The following is a 20444-nucleotide window of genomic DNA, read 5'->3' on the forward strand; positions in this document are numbered from 1 at the left end:
AGTTTGACTGTCAAGATAGTTTGTCTTCTTTATCACGAAAAAACCACCATCCAATTTTGGATAGTGGTCACTTCACTCATTAATAGGGATTCGGATCCTCCTGCGGTGTATCCGGAATCTCGGTCGGTTCTGGAAACGTATCCGGTTCCGGCTGACGGACCGGGTCTTCCTGTGGCGTATCTGGCACCTCACTCGGTGGTGTCTGCGGTATCTCGTCCGGTTGATGATCCGGTTCGCGTTCTGGCACTTCATTCGGATTTTTCTTCATCTTGATCTCCCCCTTAAGACGTGATGTAATCGCCGCCATTGATATGAATCGTCTGACCCGTGATGTAACTTGAATCGCGAGAAGCCAGATAGACATAAGCCGGTGCATTTTCCGACGGTTGTCCCCGGCGTTTCATTAATGTATCTTCCCCATGCGACTCGACTTTCTCCTTCGAGAACGTCGCCGGAATGAGTGGCGTCCAAATCGGACCGGGTGCGACGGCATTAACGCGGATTCCCTTCTCAATCAAGCTCGAGGCGAGTGAACGTGTTAATGTCGTAATTGCCCCTTTTGTCGCTGAGTAATCGATCAACGTCGGTGCCCCACGATAAGCCGTCACCGATGAGGTATTGATGATTGCATCTTCTTTATGCAGATGCGGAAGCGCCGCTTGAATCAAATAGAACATCGAAAAGACATTCGTCTCGAACGTTTCCTTCAATTGATCTGGTGTAATCGAAAGAAAATCATCCTGCGGGAATTGTTTCCCGGCATTATTGACGACAATGTTCAATTGACCGAATTCTGCAATGACCGTATCGATGATCTCTTGTGCATTTTCCGGTTGACTGACATCTTTTGCGATTTTTAAGGCTTTGACCCCGTAGCCTTCAATCAACGATTTCGTCTTTTCCGCGTCTTTCCCCTCATTTAAGTAAACGATCGCGACGTTTGCCCCTTCTTTCGCATAAGCGACAGCAACGGCACGACCGATTCCACTATCCCCGCCCGTGATCAGCGCGACCTTCCCCGTCAGTTTTCCTGAACCGACATAGTCCGGATCATCGTAAATCGGTTCTGGTTTCATGGCGTACTCGACACCGGGTTGTTGTTCCTGCGTCTGCCCTCGTGCTTCTTGATGCATCGCTTCGAACTGTTCTTCTCTCATGAACGATCAGCTCCCTTATCACTGTTGGAATGAACTACATGATTAACCATTCCCTTGCGATACATCTATAAACGTTTTTCTGGAAAAGTCAGATGTCATTCGTCAACAGTGTTGGGAATACATTCGTTTGGAGCATGTTTGATAGTTCGCTTGGATACAATGTATACTGATCCAGTTTGTTGAACGGAACGAAGCGATACGTCAACCCTTCACCTTCTGGACCGTAAAAATCCTCTGTTAATAAAGGCAGCGGTTTTTTGCAAACGACTTCATAAAACATTCCTAGTTCATGAAACTCGTGATCAGCGTACTTAAAGAAATTTTCATGCAGGAAACGGAAGACCGGTGGCTCAATCAACTGACCTAGTTCTTCTAATATTTCACGTTCAATCGCTTTGGCACCACTTTCACCGAACTGGACGCGTCCTCCCGGTAATGACCAAAAATCATCTTCTCCTTGGCGATGAATCAACAGATGTCCATCTTGAATCAACAGCGCTACTGCGCGAATATTAAGCTTTTTTTGATTTACTGTAAACGTCAAATCCATTCCATTACCTACTCTCATCTTATTAGACTCCCATACTTTCTCATCATTTCCCACGATTGCGTTTTGTCATCAAATTCATCTCGTTGTAACACGGATTCATCTTGATTTTAAGGGATTTTGAGATTGAATATGTATTCAATATTACAACAATTGTTATTAGAATATATTTAAGCAATCAAATTGAAACACAACCGTCTGATGTTTGAATGCTATACTCTCGTTAGTCAAATGACCGCATCACTCACTTCAACACACACTAAACGCATCCACTTCTATAGATGTCATTCCGACGACAACACTAGATATTCAACTTAGGAGGAACATTCATGAAACGAACAATCACGACGTTAGCAATGAGCGCCCTCGTTGTTTCAGGTTTTGCAGCTACGGGTACAGGTAAGGTTGAAGCCGCTTCTGGCTCATCGTATAAAGTTAAAATCAAAGCAGACGGACTCCGCGTCCGGACTGGTCCATCGTTAAAACACCGCATCGTCGACGGCGTCAATGCGGGTCAAACATTCAAATACCTTGGTCGGACAGGAAACTGGACGAAGATCATGCATAAAGGCGAAAAACGCTTCGTTTATTCTGGTTACGTCAAGAAGTATAGCGCTTCTAGTAAATCAGCGAAAAAAGCATCATTCTCTTCGTCTACTGGATTCATGCGTCCAACAAGCGGATCAATCACACAAGGATACGGAAATGCTAGCGGGAAATACGGCTACACGTTCCATAACGGAATCGATTTCGGAGCACCTACTGGAACACCAGTTAAAGCAGCCGCTGCCGGAAAAGTCATCAAGTCGTCATATCAGGGAGCTTATGGTAACCATGTCATGGTCGAACATAAAGTGAACGGTATTTCGTACACAACGGTGTATGCTCACTTAAGCAAACGTTCTGTCTTCGTCGGTCAATCGATCCCGAAAGGCGCGAACATTGGAGCTGTCGGGAGCACTGGTAACTCTTCGGGATCACACTTACACTTCGAAATCCACCGTGGAAACTATGTCTACAGCGGTTCTTCAGCAGCAAGCAGTGTCAACCCACTCGCTTTCTTATAAGCATTTCCAGGTACCTCATCTGAGGTACCTTTTTTGATTTTCAGTGGGCATTTCATCTTATCCAATTCCATCCAATCTTGTCAAAGAATTTTATGGATTATTGGAAAAAGAATAAAATTAAGTCCGTTTAATATAATTTATTGAAATAATATCGAAATGTGAATGTAACATTTAAACAAATTCGTAAATGTTATACTCATCTATGAAATTTACATAACGGTTTAGTCATACAGATTACATATTCAGGAGGAATGAATCATGCATGGTTTTTGGAAAGGTGTCTCGGCGACAGCAATCGCTGTTGCAAGTTTTGCATCGTTTGCCATCCCGCGTGCGGATGCTGCAACGACGTTCTATAAGGTGAAGGTCATGGAGGACGGCTTACGCGCTCGGACGGGTCCTTCGACATCTTACGGTACGGTCACGAGCTTTGAAAAAGGTGACACATACAAGTATCTCGGACGGACAGGGAACTGGACGAAAATCCTCTATGGTTCAAAAAAAGTCTACGTCTCTTCTACATATGTTAAGAAATATTCTGTAACACGTATCTATAAGATTAAAATCAACGTCGACAATCTTCGCGTTCGTAGCAGCAACTCGACGAGCAGTGCAGTCGTCGGAAGTGTCGATAAAGGCGAAACATTCCGCTACCTCGGTCGTACAGGTGACTGGATCAAGTTCCTATACGGTGGCGACAAACGATTCGTTCACGCTGACTACGTCTCGAAATATGCTGTCTTGACACTGACAAACAGCAGTGGTGCATCAAAAGTCTCGACGTCGACGTCAAAAAGCTTCGCGACACCAACGAGTGGTCCGATCACGCAAGGATATGGTAAGGCAAGCGGTGCTTACGGCTATACGTTCCATAACGGTATCGATTATGGCGCAGCAAAAGGTACTCCAGTCTATGCGACAGCAAGCGGTAAGGTCATTACGTCTCAGTTCAAAGGCGCATACGGCAACTACGTCATGGTCTCACACACTGTCAACGGATCGCCGTTCATCAGTCTGTATGCACATATGAATAGCCGCTCCGTCTCGGTCGGTCAAACCGTCGCCCAAGGTCAAAAAGTCGGTACAGTCGGCGAGACAGGTAACGCTTTCGGAACACACTTACATTTTGAACTCCATAAGGGATCGTACGTCTACAGCGCAACATCAGCTGGTAGCAGCGTCAATCCACTCGATTACCTCTAAAAAAAGGCCCGACCCCATGACTCATCAATGACGTCATATGGTCGGGCCTTTTTTTATCCTTTTAGACGGAAGCAAGTGAAGTCTGCTCCTCTTCAATCGTCGAGACGATCGCACGTGCTGCGGCTTGTCCCCCGTAAATCGACCGAGCGAACGGTCCGACCGTCAAGTCAGCGAGGCTGCCTGTCGCGAATAAGTTCTCTCCCCATTCAAAGGTTTCTTCATCTAATAACGGTGTCCGGCAAGGAGACAATGGCAGATTCAACTCTTGCTGTACCGCTTCAAGCCAAGATCCTTCGACGACCATCGGACGGATACCCGTTGCGCAAATAATCGATTCAGCGGTGATGATGCGACCATCTGTCAGCTTCACTCCGCTTCCGATTTCCTGCTCGACTTCACCGATCTCATGAGTGATGATTCCTTCCCGAATCAGATGACGAACACGTTGAATCAAGTCCTGTGTTGCCGTTCCGGGGCGACGCTCCTGTACGATCAATGCTCGTTTTTCACTAGCCGACAAGGACTTGAATGGTGTCAATCCTTTTGGTCCCATGAACTTCCGATCGGCATCGAACGCACTTTTTTCGAGCGGACGTCGTGAAAGGAGAGTCACCTGCCCGGGATAGCGCTCGGCACATTGAATCGTATGATGCAAGGCACTGATTCCACCTCCAATGATGACGACCGGTGGTGTATCGTGCTTCGATAAGAAAACGTGACGCGCCGATTTCGCCCACTCTGGCATGACGTGATGCTCCGATTGTCCGAGGGCGAGAACGACACGGTTTGCTCGTAACTCACCTTCGTCTGTCGAGACGATCCACGTTCCGCTCTCTCGTCTTAGTCCTGTGATTTCCCCTTGGACCCAGCTCGCCTCCACTTCATTTCGTTGCGCCAATTGAAGGGCATGGTCGTTGAATAATTCCAAGGATGGTCGCCCGTATGTATCCTTGAAGGCTTGATGTGTATAATCCTGTTCTTCCGCATGATGCCTGAGACTCGTCGGATTCGTCGAAGTGTGGTGCACCCGAGTTGAACGTAGGTAAGGCATGCCGATCCGTTCGGTTTGTTTACGCCAGTTCATCAATGGTTGCCGATGACGGTCGATGATCCGTATCATCTCCCGATCGATTCCTTTTTCACGTAAGGCATTGAATACCGTCATTCCATGAATTCCTCCGCCAACAATCACCCATTCATATCGATCCGTCATCACAAAAACTCCTTTATCTGAATTAAATCGTAATCATTACGTTTTATAACGATAGCGTGTTTTTAAGAAGAATTCAAGCGTCATTCGACGAAAGCCCATAAAAAATCCGCTCCTCTCGGTAGAGGAAGCGGATTTAAACGCATCAATCAGGAAGAAGCATGTTTCGCTAGATACGCTTTCGAATAGCGGTCAGCTGCGATGATCGCATCCGCGACTTCGTCCGCCGTGACGTTGAAACCGCTGTGGATCGTCTCGCCTTCAGCAGTCGCTGCCTCGCCGACCTTGACGATGTCTTCACGCGACGCATCTTTTAGCTTGACGTCTTCGAGCGTCACCGGTAAGCCAAGATCCGTGTAGAGCGCGATGTACCGCTCGATTTCTTCTTGTGGATGTTCTTCGAGCGCCAGTTGAACGAGTGTACCAAAGGCAACTTTCTCACCGTGCGTTAAGTGGTGAATCTCACCGTCAAGCGCTGTGAACCCGTTATGGATCGCATGCGCTGCAGCTAGCCCACCACTCTCGAAACCGAGTCCACTTAAGAGCGTATTCGCCTCGACGACGGCTTCAAGTGCCGGTGTGACGACTTGCGCTTGAACGGATTCATACGCCAAGCGACCATGCTCGAACAAGACTTCCTCACACCGTTTGGCGATCGCTTGTGCCGCAATCGTCGGTCGTCCCCCTGCCATCGTTTGTCCACCAAAAGCGACGACACTCCGTACCTCAACCCACGTCGCAAGCGCATCGGCGATTCCGGACGCGAAGAAGCGCGCTGGTGCTTGGGCGATCAATTTTGTATCGACGAGAACGAGATCGGGATTCTTCTTATAGAAGCGATAACTTTCGAAAATCCCTTCGTCGGAATAGATGACGGACAGGGCACTCGTCGGTGCGTCGGTCGAAGCAAGCGTCGGAACGATGACGACGGAGACGTTCAGCTCATCCGAGACGGCTTTTGCCGTATCAAGCGTCTTTCCGCCTCCCACACCCATGACGAACCGGACATCTGCTGCTTTTGCTTGCTCAGCGATTCGTTTCACTTCATGCCGTGAGGCTTCACCACTAAAGTCCGCTTTCTCGATGCCGACATTTTCGCCGGACAACGAATGCTCAACACGTTCCTTGACGATTTTCCAAACGACATCATCCGCGATGACGAGCGCTTTTTCACCGAACGGGCTCACATATGTACCGAGCCGGTCAATGACATCCTTTCCTTGGACATACTTTGAGGGACTAATGAAGACACGTTCTGACATGTTTCAACATCCTTTCTGTAAGGGACACGATGGTCAATGACATACAATAGAGGAATTGCCTTTTCTGCTGACGTTTAAACCCCATCAAGTCGAATCATCTTGACAAAACGGGTACTCTTTCAAGAGCTTGTGTGATGAGACTCCGATCTTCTCTTAATCGCTCGTCCGGATCAGGACCGAACCATTCGAGGCTTGCCGTCAAGTGATCGAGATGAGCCGATACGTCTTCAAAGAACCGGTGATAATCGACGATACCTTCGAATAATGGAACCATCCCTTCCCGTGATCCGCTTGCCGCATAGACATTTGCTGGTTCAAAGACTGAAAATTGTTCAACATTCGCCACTGTTTTTAAATGAAGGTGATCCACACACGATGCAAGTCTGAAGTATGCTTCGACGGGATCTGCCTTTGATTCGATGACATGCAAGACGTCAAAGTTGATCCGACATGCCGGATGGTTGATCGCTTGTAGCAAACGAACCGTTGCCTCTACCGTATCTGTTGCAGTGTTCGGATGAAATTCAAGTAATAATCGCTGTCCTGCAGGATCAAGGACACGGCAAATCCCGTTCAATCGATAAACGAGTTGATCCCATTTGGCATCGGATAAGGTATGGCTCGCCTCATTACCAGCAAAGATGCGGATACGCTCAGTTCCGATTCGTGTCGCTAATTGCGAGAGTCGTTTTGTCTCCGCAAGTAGTTCTGACATCGGTGCGTTTAAATTTAAATAATGACTCAACATACTGACGTTCAGATGGGACGACTTCAGCCGATCGACTTCTTCTGTTCTTAAATGTTCAGCATGAACTCCCCAAATATCAATGGCGTCAAAGTGTTCTTCTGAAGCAAAATCGATCAAATCATTAAATGAACGCAGATGATGCCGATAGCTGATCGTACAGAGTGCGAGTTTCATGTTCAATTCCCTCCTGTCGTTGATACGCATGGAACGTGTCGACGAGTTGCCGTTTGATTGCACTCTCCCGTGCCCATTGTTCTTCGATCAATCGTTCGATTTCTAAGTACACTTCCGGTTGACGCGTTACAGCGTATTTGACAGCCCGATGCTGGATGACAGAGTATTGATTGACTAATGTTTCAACCTCATCCGTCCATTCTTCAAAATCAGATGTCTGCAAGTCGCGTCCAATCGCTTCATATAAATAAGCAAATGCATGCTCATAGGCATATTTTCGAATGGCAATCACAGGTAACTGCTTTAAGGCATTCGGTAGTCCCTCAGGTTGTTCACGATAGTGATGCACAACACGTTTGACCGCCTCAGTCAATGGATGATGTACGTTTAGACAACTCATGAAATAAGCACTTACCGTCGTCGCGTCTGGTATTCGAACATCCGTATTTCGAAAGGCAAAACCACCAGCGACAGCAGGATGGCGTACCGCTTCCAGAATACGCTCGCGTGCAACATCACCTTCATACCGAAAATCAGGATCAAGCATGTGCCATATTTCCGGATCTTCTGTCGCCTCTAACATGACGTAGTGGGGAAACACATCATGGTGAAATTTATTTTCGCGCTCAGGTAGACTAGCTAAATCCAACATGACGATCACTGACTCGTCCTTATTTTTCTGTTCGATCCGTTGAATCAGCTGAGCGATATTTTCTTCTTTTGACTGTTTGTGATCGTACCATTCTTCGACTGGGATTCCGTAAAGACGTTCATACCAAACAAGCATCTCCTGATGGTTGATTTTTTCATCATGATGCGAGAGGACATAATCGGCTGACAAGGAAAACGAAGAGTCCCACACGCCAAAGTAATAGGGACGATGGTCCGCGGCCGATCGTTTAATCGTCTCGCAGACGCAACTGACGAGACAGTGCACTTTAATCATGTATGGCCTCCTGTAAAACAGACATCAACTCTTCTACTCGCATTTTGGGAAGGACTGACATTTGCTCATCGGGAATCACTAATCCGTGTTCCAATTCAAGGTGAAGCAACAGATGAATCAAACGCATCGAATCCAGTCCTAGATCATCTCGTAGAGAGTCTGTTGTCGAGACAGCGACAGATGATGACCATTCGAGCTGTTCGCTCAGTATATCTTCGAATTGCGCAATCGTTAAACGGGACATGCTTGTTCCCCCAATCGTTTTCTACTCACTTTCCCATTCGCAGACAGTTCGATTTGCTCAACGAGTTGCCACTCCGTCGGTCGTTGATGTGGTGCGAGATGCTTCATGCAATGCTGTTTCAGTTCTTCCTCTGATGCCGTCGTCACGAGTTGAGCGCAGACGCGCTCTCCTTGAAACGAATCCATTCGTTTAAAGACGACGACAGCCTCGACGGTCGGAAGCTGATACAAGACATCTTCGACTTCCCCGGGATAGACGGATAAGCCAGACACATTGATCATCTCATCGAGTCGGCTAAGAAAGTGCAGCCCGTCTTCAACGTACATTAAATCCTTCGTACCAATCCGTACGCCTTGTTGCGAAACGACTAATTCTGCTGGTTTTCCCTTCGTTCCAGTTTCAATCTCAAGATGCTCTAGTGGAAATCCGATCGCTTGCGGACTCGGCGGATTCGGATGAAGTGCGATACAGCCGATTTCTGAACAGCCATATTGTTGAAGCAAATGATGTGTCTTACGTTCAATCGAACGGAACCACTTTTCTGGTAATGTCATCCCGGAAATCATCACTGCGTGAACTGATTCCGGGAACAAACTCATCGCATACGCCAGTCCCGGTGCCGTATAGATGATAGCGTCCGGATGCAAACGATGGATTGCTAGCACATGACGTGGCGAGAAGTCTTGTAGGATGACTGGTGTCGCTCCGCGTCTTAAAGTCGCGAACACTCCACACAGTAATCCGAATGAGTGCGTCGTCGGACAAGCAACGATCGTCGCTTTCGTCGTCAGCGGAAAACTGTTCGTATAGGCATTCAGTTCCGTCTCGATCGACTCCCATGTCCGGTGAATGATTTTGGGTTGTCCCGTCGTACCGGAACTGAATTGAATCAATCCATCCGCACGTTTTTCCGCTTCCGGAAGCGGAATGATGGTCTCTTGATAAATCAAATAGCCACATCCGGCTTGTATCGCTAATCGTTTAGCACCGGAAACAGGCGTATCCGGATGAATGGGAAGGATTGTTCCATTCATTCGTCGCATCGCAAGACAGAGGGCTAACCACGCTTTTGTATCTGACGTACAGATGGCTACGGTCTTCCCTTCCGTTATGAACGATTGCTTCACCAGTTCATGTATCGTCAATTCTTCTTCTGTCACCCATTCTTTCTCAATCCATAGCATGATCGTCTTCCTCTCCTCGTTGAACTAGTGAATTTTTTACATCGATTTGATTCGTCAAACCAAACCGTGGTGCCAGTAAGGCTTCTGCCGTTACTCTTTGTTCGTACCATCCGATTCGTTCTAGTCGGTCTCGATCAATCGGCAACCCCTCGATCGTCTGATGCATCCAATCAAAGAACGTCGCTTCATTCAAGTTCTCCGTCAGTTCAAGTTGATACGCTAGTTCCGTCAAATGATAGACGAATAATGTATCGTACAGCAGCTCGCGTAAGGCAAGCGGGTGTGACATTTCATAATAGGTATTGAGCGGTGCATCAAAATCAGGATGTAGCCTCTTAAAATCGGGTACATCCGATGGATCATCGAGCAACTCGGTGACGAACTCGACGCTATCATGAAAATCGCGGAGAATGATCCGTTCCGGCCATCCATCCCGTAAGACAAGTAACGTATTTTGTGCGTGAGCTTCCACACCGATTCCTTTCTCGGTCACAAGTCGGATGACTGGTTCGAGATAGACGCCGAAGAATCGACGGAGCCACCGTTCATGACCATATCGTTCCAACCACGGACCTAGAAAATGTCTTCCGTCGACCTCGATTTGAGCAAGTGCCGTCAAAGGCATGACTTGCTCGCCCGGTTGAGCATACGTCAAGACATTTTCTCGAAAGACACAGCCGACCCGACCCGCAAGTGGACCGCTCGAAACGACAGATGAAGCAAATTCAGATAACAGCGTCACCGGCAATTCACTCGCCTGTTTTTTCAACCAATCCGATACCGCAGGAGCTGCCACGACATTCGGAACGGAAAAAGTCCGAACGGCTGACGTTTGCTTCAAGTCTAGCGGCAATTTGATATGCGGTAGTTCGGGGTGACCTGGACAAAAAACGGTTCGAATCGACTGCGTCGCTTGTACGAAGACACCACCTTCTCCTAAGTCGACACCTCCGACTTGTGCCACTTCCTGTTGGATACGTGACCACTGCCACGGATGGACCGGAAGAATCTGATAATCGGTTTGATTGAGCTCTTCCAGTTTGACTAAAAACATATGTAGAAGCGATTCTCCAAGAATCAGTGGAATAGGTAAGATTCCATTCCCTTGAACGAGCGTAGAAGGTAAGGCAATCCAATGTAACTGGAAGCGATTGCCCGCTTCAGGTCCATATGCCTCGTGATCAGCTCGCGAAAAACCAATCCTTGATTTATAACAAGGATGATAGGGATGCCCTTCGATGATGGTCTGTTCCAACTCTTCATAATCCAAGCCTGCTCGGTGGATTGGTAGACGATGTTGCTGCGACAAGTCATCAAAATCATGTGTACGTCGCAACTCTTCCTGAAAGTCGTCCGAGATCGGCAACTGCGTCAAAAGATGCTCAAACCAGTCGTTGACGCCAGATGACTTCGATGAGCGTAACGTCTTGATGTCGAGCCGAATCCGGTCGAACGGACCGCGTTTGCCCTCGACTGTCACTTCACTATCTTTTATGTGGAATGTAAAACGATGCTTCATTCCGACAATCATTTCAGTAAAAGGAAGAATCCGTTCGAATAACAAACTCTCAAGAAGTTGTTTGCAGATACGTGTTTTGCTGTCGTAAAGCATAGTTGTCCTCCCGTAACGGATTATCCAACTCGACGAAACAAACTCGTTCTCCCTCGACTTCGAGTTCATCGAGTCCTTGTAGGCGTGTTAGTAAATTCGCCTTATATGGAAGTGTCGGCGATTCTAACAACATCAAAAGCCAAGCTCTGCCTCGCCCTTCTAGACTTTCAACTCGTACCTGACACCATTCGTGCAGTAACGCGATAGCAACTTCTTCGTTCAATAATGTATCTGCTGCCAATCGGTCGATGACACTCGCCAGATGGTTCCAAATCATGTAGTACGTCAAACGCTCAGCAATGACTTCTTCTGGGTAGAACAACGTCGTATGCTTCAATTCCGGTTCCAGCAGGATGAAGGAATCTCGATTCGTGTCTGCTAAGTAATAGCCTTGATTATCCCGGACGTGATATTGAACCGGCCATCCGTCTTCGAATGTGATGAGACTATTTTGCTGATGTGCCTCGAGACCGATTCCTTGTTCTTCATACAGTGTAACGATCGCTCCTAACGTCAACTCTAAGTACTGTTTCCACCACCGAGTGACGTGTTCCGGTTCGATTAATCCTGACTGCCGAATGAGCCGCAGCAGGAGAGATTCCGAATTCGGTAATGCCGGTTGGACGAGTGCTGCAACATTTACCGCGTGGGGTGCAGGGTCTCGCAGGATGACTTCGAATCCGGTCTCTTCTTTAGTCCGGATCGCTAAATACGCAGGATCGTGAATGAGGTCAAACGTATCAGGAAGAGACAGATGACAAAACAATCGATGCATCAAATAACCGGCCTCTAATTCGTGCCGCTTGTTGACGCGTCTTGAGTTCGTCACTTGGACAGGTATGGATAACTTCAACATATGACTTCGGTCGAGTGCTTCGACGGTCCGTATCGACGAAGTCGCGTTATAGAGTGGTCCAGTTGCGCCATGATAACGGAGAATACTTTGCTCGATCCATTGCTTGATTGTCGGCTGACGTAACAAATACTCGGCTTGAAGCGGATGAATTGGAATGACTCGCTCTTGCGCCGTCGCTTGGATTGAGTTATCCAGTTGATTTTTCATCAGCTGAGTAATCGTCTCGTTGCTACCTGAACGTTCTTCGAGCAATGTCTCATGTACTGTGAAATAGTGAAGTTGAAACGGCTGACGGAATTCAGGCGCATACGCTTTTTGTTGCCAGTCGGTCATACCGACTCTACTTTTCGGGGTCGGATGGAACCAATGACCACACCACAAGCGTTGTTCATAATCGATGAACGTCTGTTGCTCTTGTGCGTTCAGTTGTTCCTCCAAAATCAATTGCACAGTCCGGTGACTGTCAAGAACGCGAAAGAGTAAGTCCGTTTGATCCGGATGTTGATCTTGAAGCTTGATGCAACAGGTGATGATACAAGACATGGCTGAAACTTCCCGCCATCCGTTCTTTGTCTCTTCACGGATCATTCCAATCTCGTGGCGTCCGATGATGGAACGACGTTTGATTTCAATGAGATATGGCTTCATCCAATAAAAAGAGGATGTCTCGGATGCATCAAACGGTCTCTCGTTGACCCATTCGCCCGGGTTCACTTCTCTGATGTAGCTGTTCATGAACGATTGAAGCGTCACCTCGGTCGCTAATCGCTCGATTTGTTCTTCGCATGTTCGCACGCTCTGTTCCTCCCCTTATTGAAAATCATTCTCATTCCATATCAATAGAAAAACGGGTTTCCCCGTTTTTGATGGTGCGTATACGCACTTATTTTAAGTAAAACGTTTTCAAGTTTCTTCAATCCGTTTTCACAATCGATTAAATGCCAGAAGTCACATATCGTCGTGAGATTTAACACAAATCAAACAAACGATCCTCCCTAACATTCGTACGACAAGGTGACGACTTTTTAGGTTCATTTATCAGCCTTCTCTGCCTCATTGTGAACTCCATCTGTAATGATAATCATTATCAATGACGAATGACATGGATTTTCTTTTCATTCTTCATGGACAAACAAAACAGTTACTATCGCTGATATATGTATGCAATTGACGTAACATATGCATCCTCCCAAGTGGTCCCCACGGATCCCAATCTACACTGTCTGGGTGAAATATACGCCCCGTCCTAACGGCACGAAGCGTTTTCCACTCCTTCGTTCCTCGAATTCGTTCCACATCTGCAGGTTGACTCCACAGTATGAACAGACCATCCGGATCTAACTGCTGTAATGTTTCTAGGCTGATCGTCATGTAGACGGTATGCGGAAGTCCTTCCACTGCTCGTAGACCGATTTCATTGAACAGAAAATCCAACATCGTATGCCCTGTTCGTCCGTACAGTCTGATTTCTGAGTCTCTGATCCAGATGACTGCCCATGTCACATTCCGATTGAATTCGAATTGTTGCTTCACAACTGATTCAAACGTCTCGACTTCGTTGATGATATCAGTCGCTTGCTCAAGCATATCGGTTGCCGTAGCAACAGCATACAAGTAATCCTTCCAGCAAGTTTGTTTCGAAATATCGATGATCGGACAAGAGGTCAACATAGGTGGTAGTTCACCTCGTATCGGTGTCCGTAAAACGAGATCAAGATTTGATGTCTCAAACCATTCCGGTAAAATCGTTGCTGACGCGTCGTATAGTCGCGTACCTTCGATTTCACTTAAATAGTCTGGCACCCCGTTCGAACGATATTGTGTCGGAAAAGACGGTGCGATGACCGGTTGAATGCCAAGTGCCAATAAGTGATCTTGTAACAACGCTTGACTCCAGATTCCGACCCGTGGAATCAACCGTTTTCGGTACTGACTTGGTGATAGTCCCTCACGTTTTTTAAAGAGACGGCTGAAATAAAATTCATCATTGATTGATACACGTTCTGCGATCTCGGCAATCGTCCAATCTGGATGTGCAATCATCCACTCCTTCGCCCGTTGCATCCGCAATTGATGAAGCAGTTCCTTTGGTGATTGATCGTAGTACTTTTTGAATTGGCGGGAAAACGTCGGCAGTGACATGTTCAACTCACTTGCCAAGTCACTGACTGTTCTTGATCTCCCGAGTTCTTCTAACCACTGGGACGTCACTTCCTCAAACGTCTGCTCATGACGACGTTCACTTAATTGCTCCAGCAGTTGATACAGAGAGCGATGCTGTCTAAGAGAACCGGTCATTGTTTCTGGACACCCTTGCATTCGTTCTAAACACTCCACTAGTTCATTCGTTGGTTGTCGGAAGATTGGAAATGCCGTCAGGTCAACCTCTAACTGATACAAGAGACAATGTCCCTCCTGAACGATGAAACGTTCACCTGATTTCTTGACGAAACAGGCTTCTCCCGCCTCTAGACGTTTTCTTTCCGTGTAGGTAATACCAGCCCCTTGTATGACGACGATCAAACTCGGACGTAACGCCAATTGTCCTCCTGTTTGTAACGCATGTTTTCTCACGCGAAATGTATGTAGTGCTTCTGTCATTTTCAACTCACTCCTAAAAAACATTTGCTATCAGATGCTTTTTCCGTATATCAGCTTTGAATGTTTTCAACTGGATGAACATCACCTATCACCCCTTCTAATTGATAATGAATATCATTTTCGTTAACACTATAGCATCATGCTACCGCTTTTTGTCAACAACTGTTGTTAGACTATGTTTCATCGTTACAACAAAAAATCCCTTCACCCAGTGTAATCTGAGTGAAAGGATTTAATTTAAGCCACACGCGACGACGAGTGTGTCTGTGCTGTTTTCTTACCAACGACTGCTCCGATCACTCCGCCAATAATGGCTGGAACGACCCATCCGAGACTGACGGAAGCAAACGGTAATACCACGTCGAACACGTTTGTGACAGCTGAAACGTTGATCTTCGCTGTCTTTAATCCATCAAATAAGCTGACAACGAATGTCATCCACAGCGCCCCTTGATAAACGGCAGGTTTGCCTTTAAAGAGTGGATGCAAGAATGTCAGGAAGATGAGACAGATCGCCAGTGGATAAAGCGTCATCAAGACTGGTTTTGAGACAGCAAGTAATTGATTCAGACCGATGTTCGCGACGAGTGCGCTGAAGACCGATAGACCAATCGTCCATTTGACGTACGAGATTTTTGGCACGAGTGCCGAGAAGAACGCGGCACAGGCCGTAATCAACCCAACACTTGTCGTCATACAGGCGACTGTGATCATCAGACCGAGTAAGATCGCACCGTATTCACCAAAGTAATGATCCGACACAGCCGACAAGATCTCTGCTCCGTTCGCTAGTTGTCCGATTTCCGAGACACTCGAAGCACCCATGAAGGCAAGCGCCGAGTATGTGATTGCAAGCAAGGCTGCTGCGATCAATGACGCTTTCGTACAAATCAAGAGTAACTGTCGCTTCGATGTGACACCTTTTTCCTTGATCGCTGCGATGATGATGATTCCGAAGACGAAAGCACCAAGTGCATCGAGCGTCATATATCCTTCCTGGAAACCGTTAAAGAAAGCATTCGACTGATATGTCTTCAAAGGATTCTGAAAACTTCCGATCGGATGGAGGACAGCGACGACGATCAACAGACCGATGAACGTGATCTTAATCGGTGTCAGTACTTTCCCGACGACATCGACGATTTTCGTCGGATTCAATGATAAGAGACACGCAACCGTGTAGAACAAGACCGTGAAGATGAGCAACGGCCAGTGGCTCGTCGATTCACTGAAGAAAGGCTTGATTCCGATCTCATACGAGACCGTTCCGGCACGAGGAATCGCGAAGAAGGGACCGATCGCAAGATACAAAATGACCGAGAACCCGATTCCGAACGCAGGATGAACGCGTGACGCCATCGCTTGTAAATCGCGTTCCCCTGAAAACGCGAATGCAAGAATCGCAAGCAATGGTAGACCGACACCGGTGACGAGGAATCCGGCATTGGCGACCCAGACATGCTCCCCTGCGAGCTGTCCGAGCATCGGCGGAAAGATGAGATTTCCTGCCCCGAAAAATAAGGCGAAGAGCATCATGCCGATGACGATGATAAATGATGTTGGAACAGTTTTAGACATAATAAACCCCCACTGATGATGATCGACTTCATCTCGCTCCCTAAGCAGATGAAGTACTTCGTTCGAAAGGATAACATACGTTTAAGAGCTCGTGCTAGGAGTTTATCTGGAGAATATTCTGAAAATTGCGCAGAAAGTTTGGTGGAGCTACGGTCCATAGAATTTGTTACGTTTGTGCATCGAAGCATGAAACCGAATTCATAAGTTCATATGACGTAGTAGAACTTCACTTCTTGTCCCAAAAAAGATATTATAATCTAAAATCTTTACAATAATGATTTTTATCAATCGACTTAATTAGTATGTAAAATATCAAGTCTTCTTTGTCAGCAACACTTATATTGAATAGAGAAAGGAGGAGATAAATATTGCTTGAACAATTAAATCAATTGATGCACTATATCGATGAACATTTGACAGAAGAACTATCACCTGAAGATGTGACTCGATTGACAGGGCTATCCGATTATCATTTTCGAAGAATGTTTTCTTATATGTCTGGGATCACATTAACAGATTATATTAAACAACGACGTTTATCAGAAGCGAATCGCGACTTGATTCAAGGCACTTCTGTAACTACGGTCGCCTTCCAGTATGGTTTTCGTTCTGTAGAAGGGTTTTCAAGAGCTTTTCGTAACTGGTCAGGCTATTTACCATCATTTGCCATAAAAAATAAAATTCAAAAAACCTTTCCTCCTTTCACATTTTATTTAGAGATTAAAGGAGGAACTTCAATGGAATTTAAAATCGAGGAAAAAAGTTCATTTTTTATAACAGGTGTTTCTAAACGTGTACCAATACAATTTGAAGGAGTTAATGAATCCATTCTAGAGCTTGCCCAATCCATCACAACGGATCAACGAGAAAAAATGAAAGCAATGGCTGATTTTTATCCTCACCATATATTGAATGTATCTTATGATCATGAGGAACATTTTCAGGAAGAAACCGGTTCACTAACCCATATGTTAGGATATGCTACATCACAAAAATTGAGGGATTCTGATATCGGACTCGAACAACTGTATGTTGATGCTTCGACATGGGTCATTTTCCCGAATCGTGGACCTTTCCCGGCGACTTTACAAGAAACAATGGCTCGTTCATACTCCGAATGGTTACCTTCCTCTGGTTATGAATTGGTTGACTTGCCTGCCATATCCTTTACGATTCATGGTAATGACCCAGAGCAGGTATACAGTGAAGTATGGGTGGCAGTTTCAAAAAAAAATAGCGAAAATTAAGTCTAACACTATATCTAACACTATAATTGTTGGTAAACGAAAAAGCTGTCTTCTCAGTAAACGAAGACAGCTCAAATCTTATATACTCTCTTAAGTCATGAAAAACAAAAGGAGTGTTTTCATTTCTCTGAATTGATCCTATTTTAATTATCCTCTTACAGATTTTACAATTGTCGCAACCCCTTGACCGCCACCGACGCATAACGTCGCAAGACCATGCATCTCACCCGTCCGCTCGAGTTCATGGATCAGCGTAACGAGAATCCGCGCACCACTCGCACCAATCGGATGACCGAGCGCGATTGCGCCACCGTTGCGGTTGAGCTTCTCGTGCGGGAACTGTAGCTCCGCATCGACCGCGAGAGATTGTGCCGCGAATGCTTCGTTCGCTTCGATGACATCGATCTCCTCAAGCGTCAGTCCCGCTTTATCGAGTGCCTTTTGGACCGCTTGGACGGGACCGATTCCCATGATGCTCGGATCGACACCGGACGTTCCATTTGAGACGATCTCAACGAGTGGTGTCACACCGAGTTCTTTTGCCTTTGTCGCGGACATGATGACAAGTGCGGCAGCCCCGTCATTGATGCCAGATGCATTGCCTGCCGTAACCGTTCCGTCCTTTTTGAATGCCGGGCGCAAACGACTAAGTGTTTCGACAGATGTTCCGGCACGTGGAAACTCATCTTGATCAAAACGGATCGGGTCGCCTTTTCGTTGTGGAATTAACACTGGCGTGATTTCCGAGACGAACCGTTCTTCCGCTAATGCCGTCTGCGCTTTTTGCTGACTCGTCGCAGCGAACTGATCCTGGGCTTCGCGGGAGAGTTCATAGGCGTCGGCTAAATTCTCTGCCGTGATTCCCATGTGATAGTCATTAAACGCACACTCAAGTCCATCCTGGATGATCGTATCGACGAGCGGTTGGTCACCCATCTTCAGTCCAGACCGTGCGCCCGATAAGACATACGGCGCTTGGCTCATGTTCTCCATCCCACCGGCAACGATGACATCGGCTTCGCCCGACTTGATCGCCTGATACGCGAGATGGACGGCTGAGAGACCGGATCCGCAGACCTTGTTAACGGTCATCGCTGGACATGTCTCCGGTAATCCGGCAGCGAGTGCCGCCTGCCGTGCTGGATTTTGACCAAGTCCTGCTGAGAGGACGTTACCGAAAAAGACTTCGTCGACGTGATCTCCTGCGACACCAGCTTTTTCAAGTGCTGCGCGGATGACTGTCGCTCCAAGTTCCGTTGCTTTGACGTCTTTCAAACTCCCATTGAAATTCCCGATCGCCGTGCGCGTCGCACTGACGATGACGACTGCTTCACTCATCTGCTCCATCTCCTTATTGAATCGTATATCCTCCATCGAGTACGTTCGCTTGTCCCGTGATGCCTTTTGCTTTGCGGCTCGCGAGGAACAATGCATAATCCGCGATTTCCTCGACGGCGAGCAACCGTTTTTGTGGAACGAGCGGATAGATGACTTCCTCGAGTACCTTCTCAAGCTCGACGTGACGCGTCTTCGCCAAGTCTTCCATCTGATTCCGGACAAGTGGTGTATCGACGTACCCCGGGCAAATCGCGTTGACGGTGATTCCGTGTTCTGCTCCTTCAAGGGCTGCGACTTTCGTCAGACCGAGCAATCCATGCTTCGCCGAGTTATACGCCGCTTTCCCAGCAAAACCGATTAAACCATTGATCGATGCCATGTTAAGAATCCGTCCGTAGCCTTGTTCCTTCATGATTGGAAAGGCATGTTTGATAGCGATGAACGGCGCCGTCAACATGATCTTGATCATCAATTCGAACTTCTCTGTTGGAAACTCTTCAATTGGTGAGACGTGTTGAAGACCCGCGTTATTGATCAAGACGTCGAGTCGACCAAACTGTTCGACCGTCTGCTTCAAGACGGCTTCGACCTGTGCTTCATCAGTGACGTTGAGCGTCATGCCAACCGCTTCATGACCGTCTGCGCGAATCGCTGCCGCAGCCTCTTCTGCTGCTTCTGCGCGAACGTCCGTTACGACGACCTTTGCTCCTGCCGCAGCAAACGCCTTTGAGATTTCAAGACCAATTCCGCTTCCTGCACCTGTGACGAGTACGATATCTCCTTGAACCATCTGCTTCACTCCCCTACCGTCACGCGCTCGAGTTCCGGACTGACCGTGAATCGTGCTTCCGTGACTTGTTTGACGTCTTCGACCGTATGACCATTCAGCGTCTCGATCAAGACCATTCCGTCCGGTGTGAAATCAAAGACGGCCCGGTCCGTAATCAAACGGTTGACGACGGCGCGTCCTGTCAACGGCAAGGTACACGCCTGTTTGACTTTCGATTCGCCGTGTTTGTTGACATGCTCCATGATGATGACGACGCGTTTTGCTCCGTTGACGAGGTCCATCGCTCCGCCCATGCCTTTGACCATCTTTCCCGGAATCATCCAGTTCGCGAGGTCACCGTTTTGATCGACTTCCATCCCACCGAGGATCGCGAGGTCGATGTGCCCACCGCGAATCATCGCGAACGATTCGGCACTGTCGAAGTAAGATGCTCCAGATTGTGCCGTGACCGTTTCTTTACCGGCGTTGATTTCGTCGGCATCGACTTCATGATCAAGCGGATACGGTCCGATGCCAAGCAGTCCGTTTTCGGATTGCAGCATGACATGCATATCGTCCGGAATCGCATTGGCGATCAATGTCGGAATCCCAATCCCGAGGTTAACGTACATCCCGTCTTCAACTTCCTGAAGTGCGCGTTCAATGATGATCTCTCGTGTCGTTTTCATATCCGTCTCCTC

At 47.3% G+C, this 20444-nt stretch carries 19 protein-coding genes; 3 read left to right on the forward strand and 16 right to left on the reverse strand.

Annotated elements, in window-relative coordinates; genetic code table 11:
- Positions 1–79: 79 nt before the first annotated feature.
- The 3 genes from KNQ18_RS08825 to KNQ18_RS08835 form a co-directional block, all read right to left on the reverse strand.
- Positions 80–268 carry a hypothetical protein gene (locus tag KNQ18_RS08825; protein WP_029341324.1) on the reverse strand — a complete coding sequence of 63 codons (189 nt, stop codon included), beginning with the start codon at positions 266–268 and terminating at the stop codon, positions 80–82.
- Between the two features lie 13 nt (positions 269–281).
- Positions 282–1157: an SDR family oxidoreductase gene (locus KNQ18_RS08830; RefSeq protein ID WP_029341323.1), complete on the reverse strand. Its 876-nt coding sequence runs from the start codon at positions 1155–1157 to the stop codon at positions 282–284.
- Between the two features lie 88 nt (positions 1158–1245).
- Positions 1246–1725, reverse strand: coding sequence for an NUDIX hydrolase (locus KNQ18_RS08835; RefSeq protein ID WP_251133332.1), 480 nt, complete (start codon positions 1723–1725; stop codon positions 1246–1248).
- Positions 1726–2033: 308 nt separating this feature from the next.
- On the opposite strand from KNQ18_RS08835, the gene KNQ18_RS08840 reads away from it, so the two are divergent.
- Both KNQ18_RS08840 and KNQ18_RS08845 read left to right on the forward strand, forming a co-directional pair.
- Positions 2034–2771, forward strand: coding sequence for a peptidoglycan DD-metalloendopeptidase family protein (locus tag KNQ18_RS08840; protein WP_149427083.1), 738 nt, complete (start codon positions 2034–2036; stop codon positions 2769–2771).
- 258 nt (positions 2772–3029) lie between these two features.
- Positions 3030–3974 carry a peptidoglycan DD-metalloendopeptidase family protein gene (locus KNQ18_RS08845; RefSeq protein WP_215084586.1) on the forward strand — a complete coding sequence of 315 codons (945 nt, stop codon included), beginning with the start codon at positions 3030–3032 and terminating at the stop codon, positions 3972–3974.
- A 61-nt stretch (positions 3975–4035) separates the two neighbouring features.
- Here KNQ18_RS08845 and KNQ18_RS08850 read toward each other — a convergent pair whose 3' ends face one another.
- The 10 genes from KNQ18_RS08850 to brnQ form a co-directional block, all read right to left on the reverse strand.
- Positions 4036–5187: an FAD/NAD(P)-binding protein gene (locus KNQ18_RS08850; RefSeq protein ID WP_215084588.1), complete on the reverse strand. Its 1152-nt coding sequence runs from the start codon at positions 5185–5187 to the stop codon at positions 4036–4038.
- Positions 5188–5333: 146 nt separating this feature from the next.
- Positions 5334–6446 carry a glycerol dehydrogenase gene (locus tag KNQ18_RS08855; RefSeq protein ID WP_149427081.1) on the reverse strand — a complete coding sequence of 371 codons (1113 nt, stop codon included), beginning with the start codon at positions 6444–6446 and terminating at the stop codon, positions 5334–5336.
- A gap of 94 nt (positions 6447–6540) precedes the next feature.
- Positions 6541–7368 carry a sugar phosphate isomerase/epimerase family protein gene (locus KNQ18_RS08860; RefSeq protein WP_214724626.1) on the reverse strand — a complete coding sequence of 276 codons (828 nt, stop codon included), beginning with the start codon at positions 7366–7368 and terminating at the stop codon, positions 6541–6543.
- The gene (locus KNQ18_RS08865; protein WP_215084590.1) at positions 7316–8314 is read right to left on the reverse strand and encodes a DUF6005 family protein; all 999 of its coding nucleotides are present in this window, start codon (positions 8312–8314) and stop codon (positions 7316–7318) included. The genes KNQ18_RS08860 and KNQ18_RS08865 overlap by 53 nt, the downstream gene beginning before the upstream one ends.
- Positions 8307–8558 (reverse strand): phosphopantetheine-binding protein, encoded by a 252-nt coding sequence (locus KNQ18_RS08870; protein ID WP_215084592.1) that lies wholly within the window; start codon positions 8556–8558, stop codon positions 8307–8309. Before KNQ18_RS08870 ends, KNQ18_RS08865 begins: the two co-directional genes overlap by 8 nt.
- Positions 8546–9742, reverse strand: coding sequence for an AMP-binding protein (locus tag KNQ18_RS08875; RefSeq protein ID WP_214804516.1), 1197 nt, complete (start codon positions 9740–9742; stop codon positions 8546–8548). Before KNQ18_RS08875 ends, KNQ18_RS08870 begins: the two co-directional genes overlap by 13 nt.
- Entirely contained in the window at positions 9729–11354 is a 1626-nt protein-coding gene (locus tag KNQ18_RS08880) for an IucA/IucC family protein (protein ID WP_064300162.1), read from the reverse strand. The genes KNQ18_RS08875 and KNQ18_RS08880 overlap by 14 nt, the downstream gene beginning before the upstream one ends.
- The gene (locus tag KNQ18_RS08885; protein WP_214804514.1) at positions 11311–13005 is read right to left on the reverse strand and encodes an IucA/IucC family protein; all 1695 of its coding nucleotides are present in this window, start codon (positions 13003–13005) and stop codon (positions 11311–11313) included. Before KNQ18_RS08885 ends, KNQ18_RS08880 begins: the two co-directional genes overlap by 44 nt.
- A gap of 327 nt (positions 13006–13332) precedes the next feature.
- A complete protein-coding gene (locus KNQ18_RS08890) occupies positions 13333–14811 on the reverse strand; it encodes an AraC family transcriptional regulator (protein ID WP_215084594.1) in 1479 nt (492 codons plus the stop codon).
- A 237-nt stretch (positions 14812–15048) separates the two neighbouring features.
- Positions 15049–16389, reverse strand: coding sequence for a branched-chain amino acid transport system II carrier protein (brnQ, locus tag KNQ18_RS08895; protein WP_058705093.1), 1341 nt, complete (start codon positions 16387–16389; stop codon positions 15049–15051).
- 368 nt (positions 16390–16757) lie between these two features.
- Between brnQ and KNQ18_RS08900 the strand changes: the two genes are divergently transcribed.
- Positions 16758–17636, forward strand: coding sequence for an AraC family transcriptional regulator (locus tag KNQ18_RS08900; protein WP_149427073.1), 879 nt, complete (start codon positions 16758–16760; stop codon positions 17634–17636).
- 147 nt (positions 17637–17783) lie between these two features.
- On the opposite strand, the gene KNQ18_RS08905 is transcribed toward KNQ18_RS08900, so the two are convergent.
- Genes KNQ18_RS08905 through KNQ18_RS08915 form a run of 3 tightly spaced genes read right to left on the reverse strand, consistent with a single transcriptional unit; the run spans position 17784 to position 20432 of the window.
- The gene (locus KNQ18_RS08905) at positions 17784–18974 is read right to left on the reverse strand and encodes an acetyl-CoA C-acetyltransferase (protein ID WP_149427072.1); all 1191 of its coding nucleotides are present in this window, start codon (positions 18972–18974) and stop codon (positions 17784–17786) included.
- Positions 18975–18987: 13 nt separating this feature from the next.
- Positions 18988–19764: a 3-hydroxybutyrate dehydrogenase gene (locus KNQ18_RS08910; RefSeq protein WP_149427071.1), complete on the reverse strand. Its 777-nt coding sequence runs from the start codon at positions 19762–19764 to the stop codon at positions 18988–18990.
- A gap of 5 nt (positions 19765–19769) precedes the next feature.
- A complete protein-coding gene (locus KNQ18_RS08915) occupies positions 19770–20432 on the reverse strand; it encodes a 3-oxoacid CoA-transferase subunit B (protein WP_035398057.1) in 663 nt (220 codons plus the stop codon).
- Positions 20433–20444 lie beyond the last annotated feature (12 nt).

It is taken from the genome of Exiguobacterium sp. s78, assembly GCF_018618985.1.
In the GTDB taxonomy this organism is placed as follows: domain Bacteria; phylum Bacillota; class Bacilli; order Exiguobacteriales; family Exiguobacteriaceae; genus Exiguobacterium_A; species Exiguobacterium_A abrahamii.

Bases quoted from the DNA above. Each gene is read 5' to 3' on its own strand.
- KNQ18_RS08910 (WP_149427071.1), bottom strand. From the start codon at position 19,764: ATGGTTCAAGGAGATATCGTACTCGTCACAGGTGCAGGAAGCGGAATT.
- KNQ18_RS08825 (WP_029341324.1), bottom strand. From the start codon at position 268: ATGAAGAAAAATCCGAATGAAGTGCCAGAACGCGAACCGGATCATCAA.
- KNQ18_RS08840 (WP_149427083.1), top strand. From the start codon at position 2,034: ATGAAACGAACAATCACGACGTTAGCAATGAGCGCCCTCGTTGTTTCA.
- KNQ18_RS08870 (WP_215084592.1), bottom strand. From the start codon at position 8,558: ATGTCCCGTTTAACGATTGCGCAATTCGAAGATATACTGAGCGAACAG.
- KNQ18_RS08830 (WP_029341323.1), bottom strand. From the start codon at position 1,157: ATGAGAGAAGAACAGTTCGAAGCGATGCATCAAGAAGCACGAGGGCAG.
- KNQ18_RS08835 (WP_251133332.1), bottom strand. From the start codon at position 1,725: ATGAGAGTAGGTAATGGAATGGATTTGACGTTTACAGTAAATCAAAAA.
- KNQ18_RS08875 (WP_214804516.1), bottom strand. From the start codon at position 9,742: ATGCTATGGATTGAGAAAGAATGGGTGACAGAAGAAGAATTGACGATA.
- KNQ18_RS08865 (WP_215084590.1), bottom strand. From the start codon at position 8,314: ATGATTAAAGTGCACTGTCTCGTCAGTTGCGTCTGCGAGACGATTAAA.
- KNQ18_RS08890 (WP_215084594.1), bottom strand. From the start codon at position 14,811: ATGACAGAAGCACTACATACATTTCGCGTGAGAAAACATGCGTTACAA.
- KNQ18_RS08860 (WP_214724626.1), bottom strand. From the start codon at position 7,368: ATGAAACTCGCACTCTGTACGATCAGCTATCGGCATCATCTGCGTTCA.
- KNQ18_RS08855 (WP_149427081.1), bottom strand. From the start codon at position 6,446: ATGTCAGAACGTGTCTTCATTAGTCCCTCAAAGTATGTCCAAGGAAAG.
- KNQ18_RS08850 (WP_215084588.1), bottom strand. From the start codon at position 5,187: ATGACGGATCGATATGAATGGGTGATTGTTGGCGGAGGAATTCATGGA.
- brnQ (WP_058705093.1), bottom strand. From the start codon at position 16,389: ATGTCTAAAACTGTTCCAACATCATTTATCATCGTCATCGGCATGATG.
- KNQ18_RS08915 (WP_035398057.1), bottom strand. From the start codon at position 20,432: ATGAAAACGACACGAGAGATCATCATTGAACGCGCACTTCAGGAAGTT.
- KNQ18_RS08845 (WP_215084586.1), top strand. From the start codon at position 3,030: ATGCATGGTTTTTGGAAAGGTGTCTCGGCGACAGCAATCGCTGTTGCA.
- KNQ18_RS08905 (WP_149427072.1), bottom strand. From the start codon at position 18,974: ATGAGTGAAGCAGTCGTCATCGTCAGTGCGACGCGCACGGCGATCGGG.
- KNQ18_RS08880 (WP_064300162.1), bottom strand. From the start codon at position 11,354: ATGCTTTACGACAGCAAAACACGTATCTGCAAACAACTTCTTGAGAGT.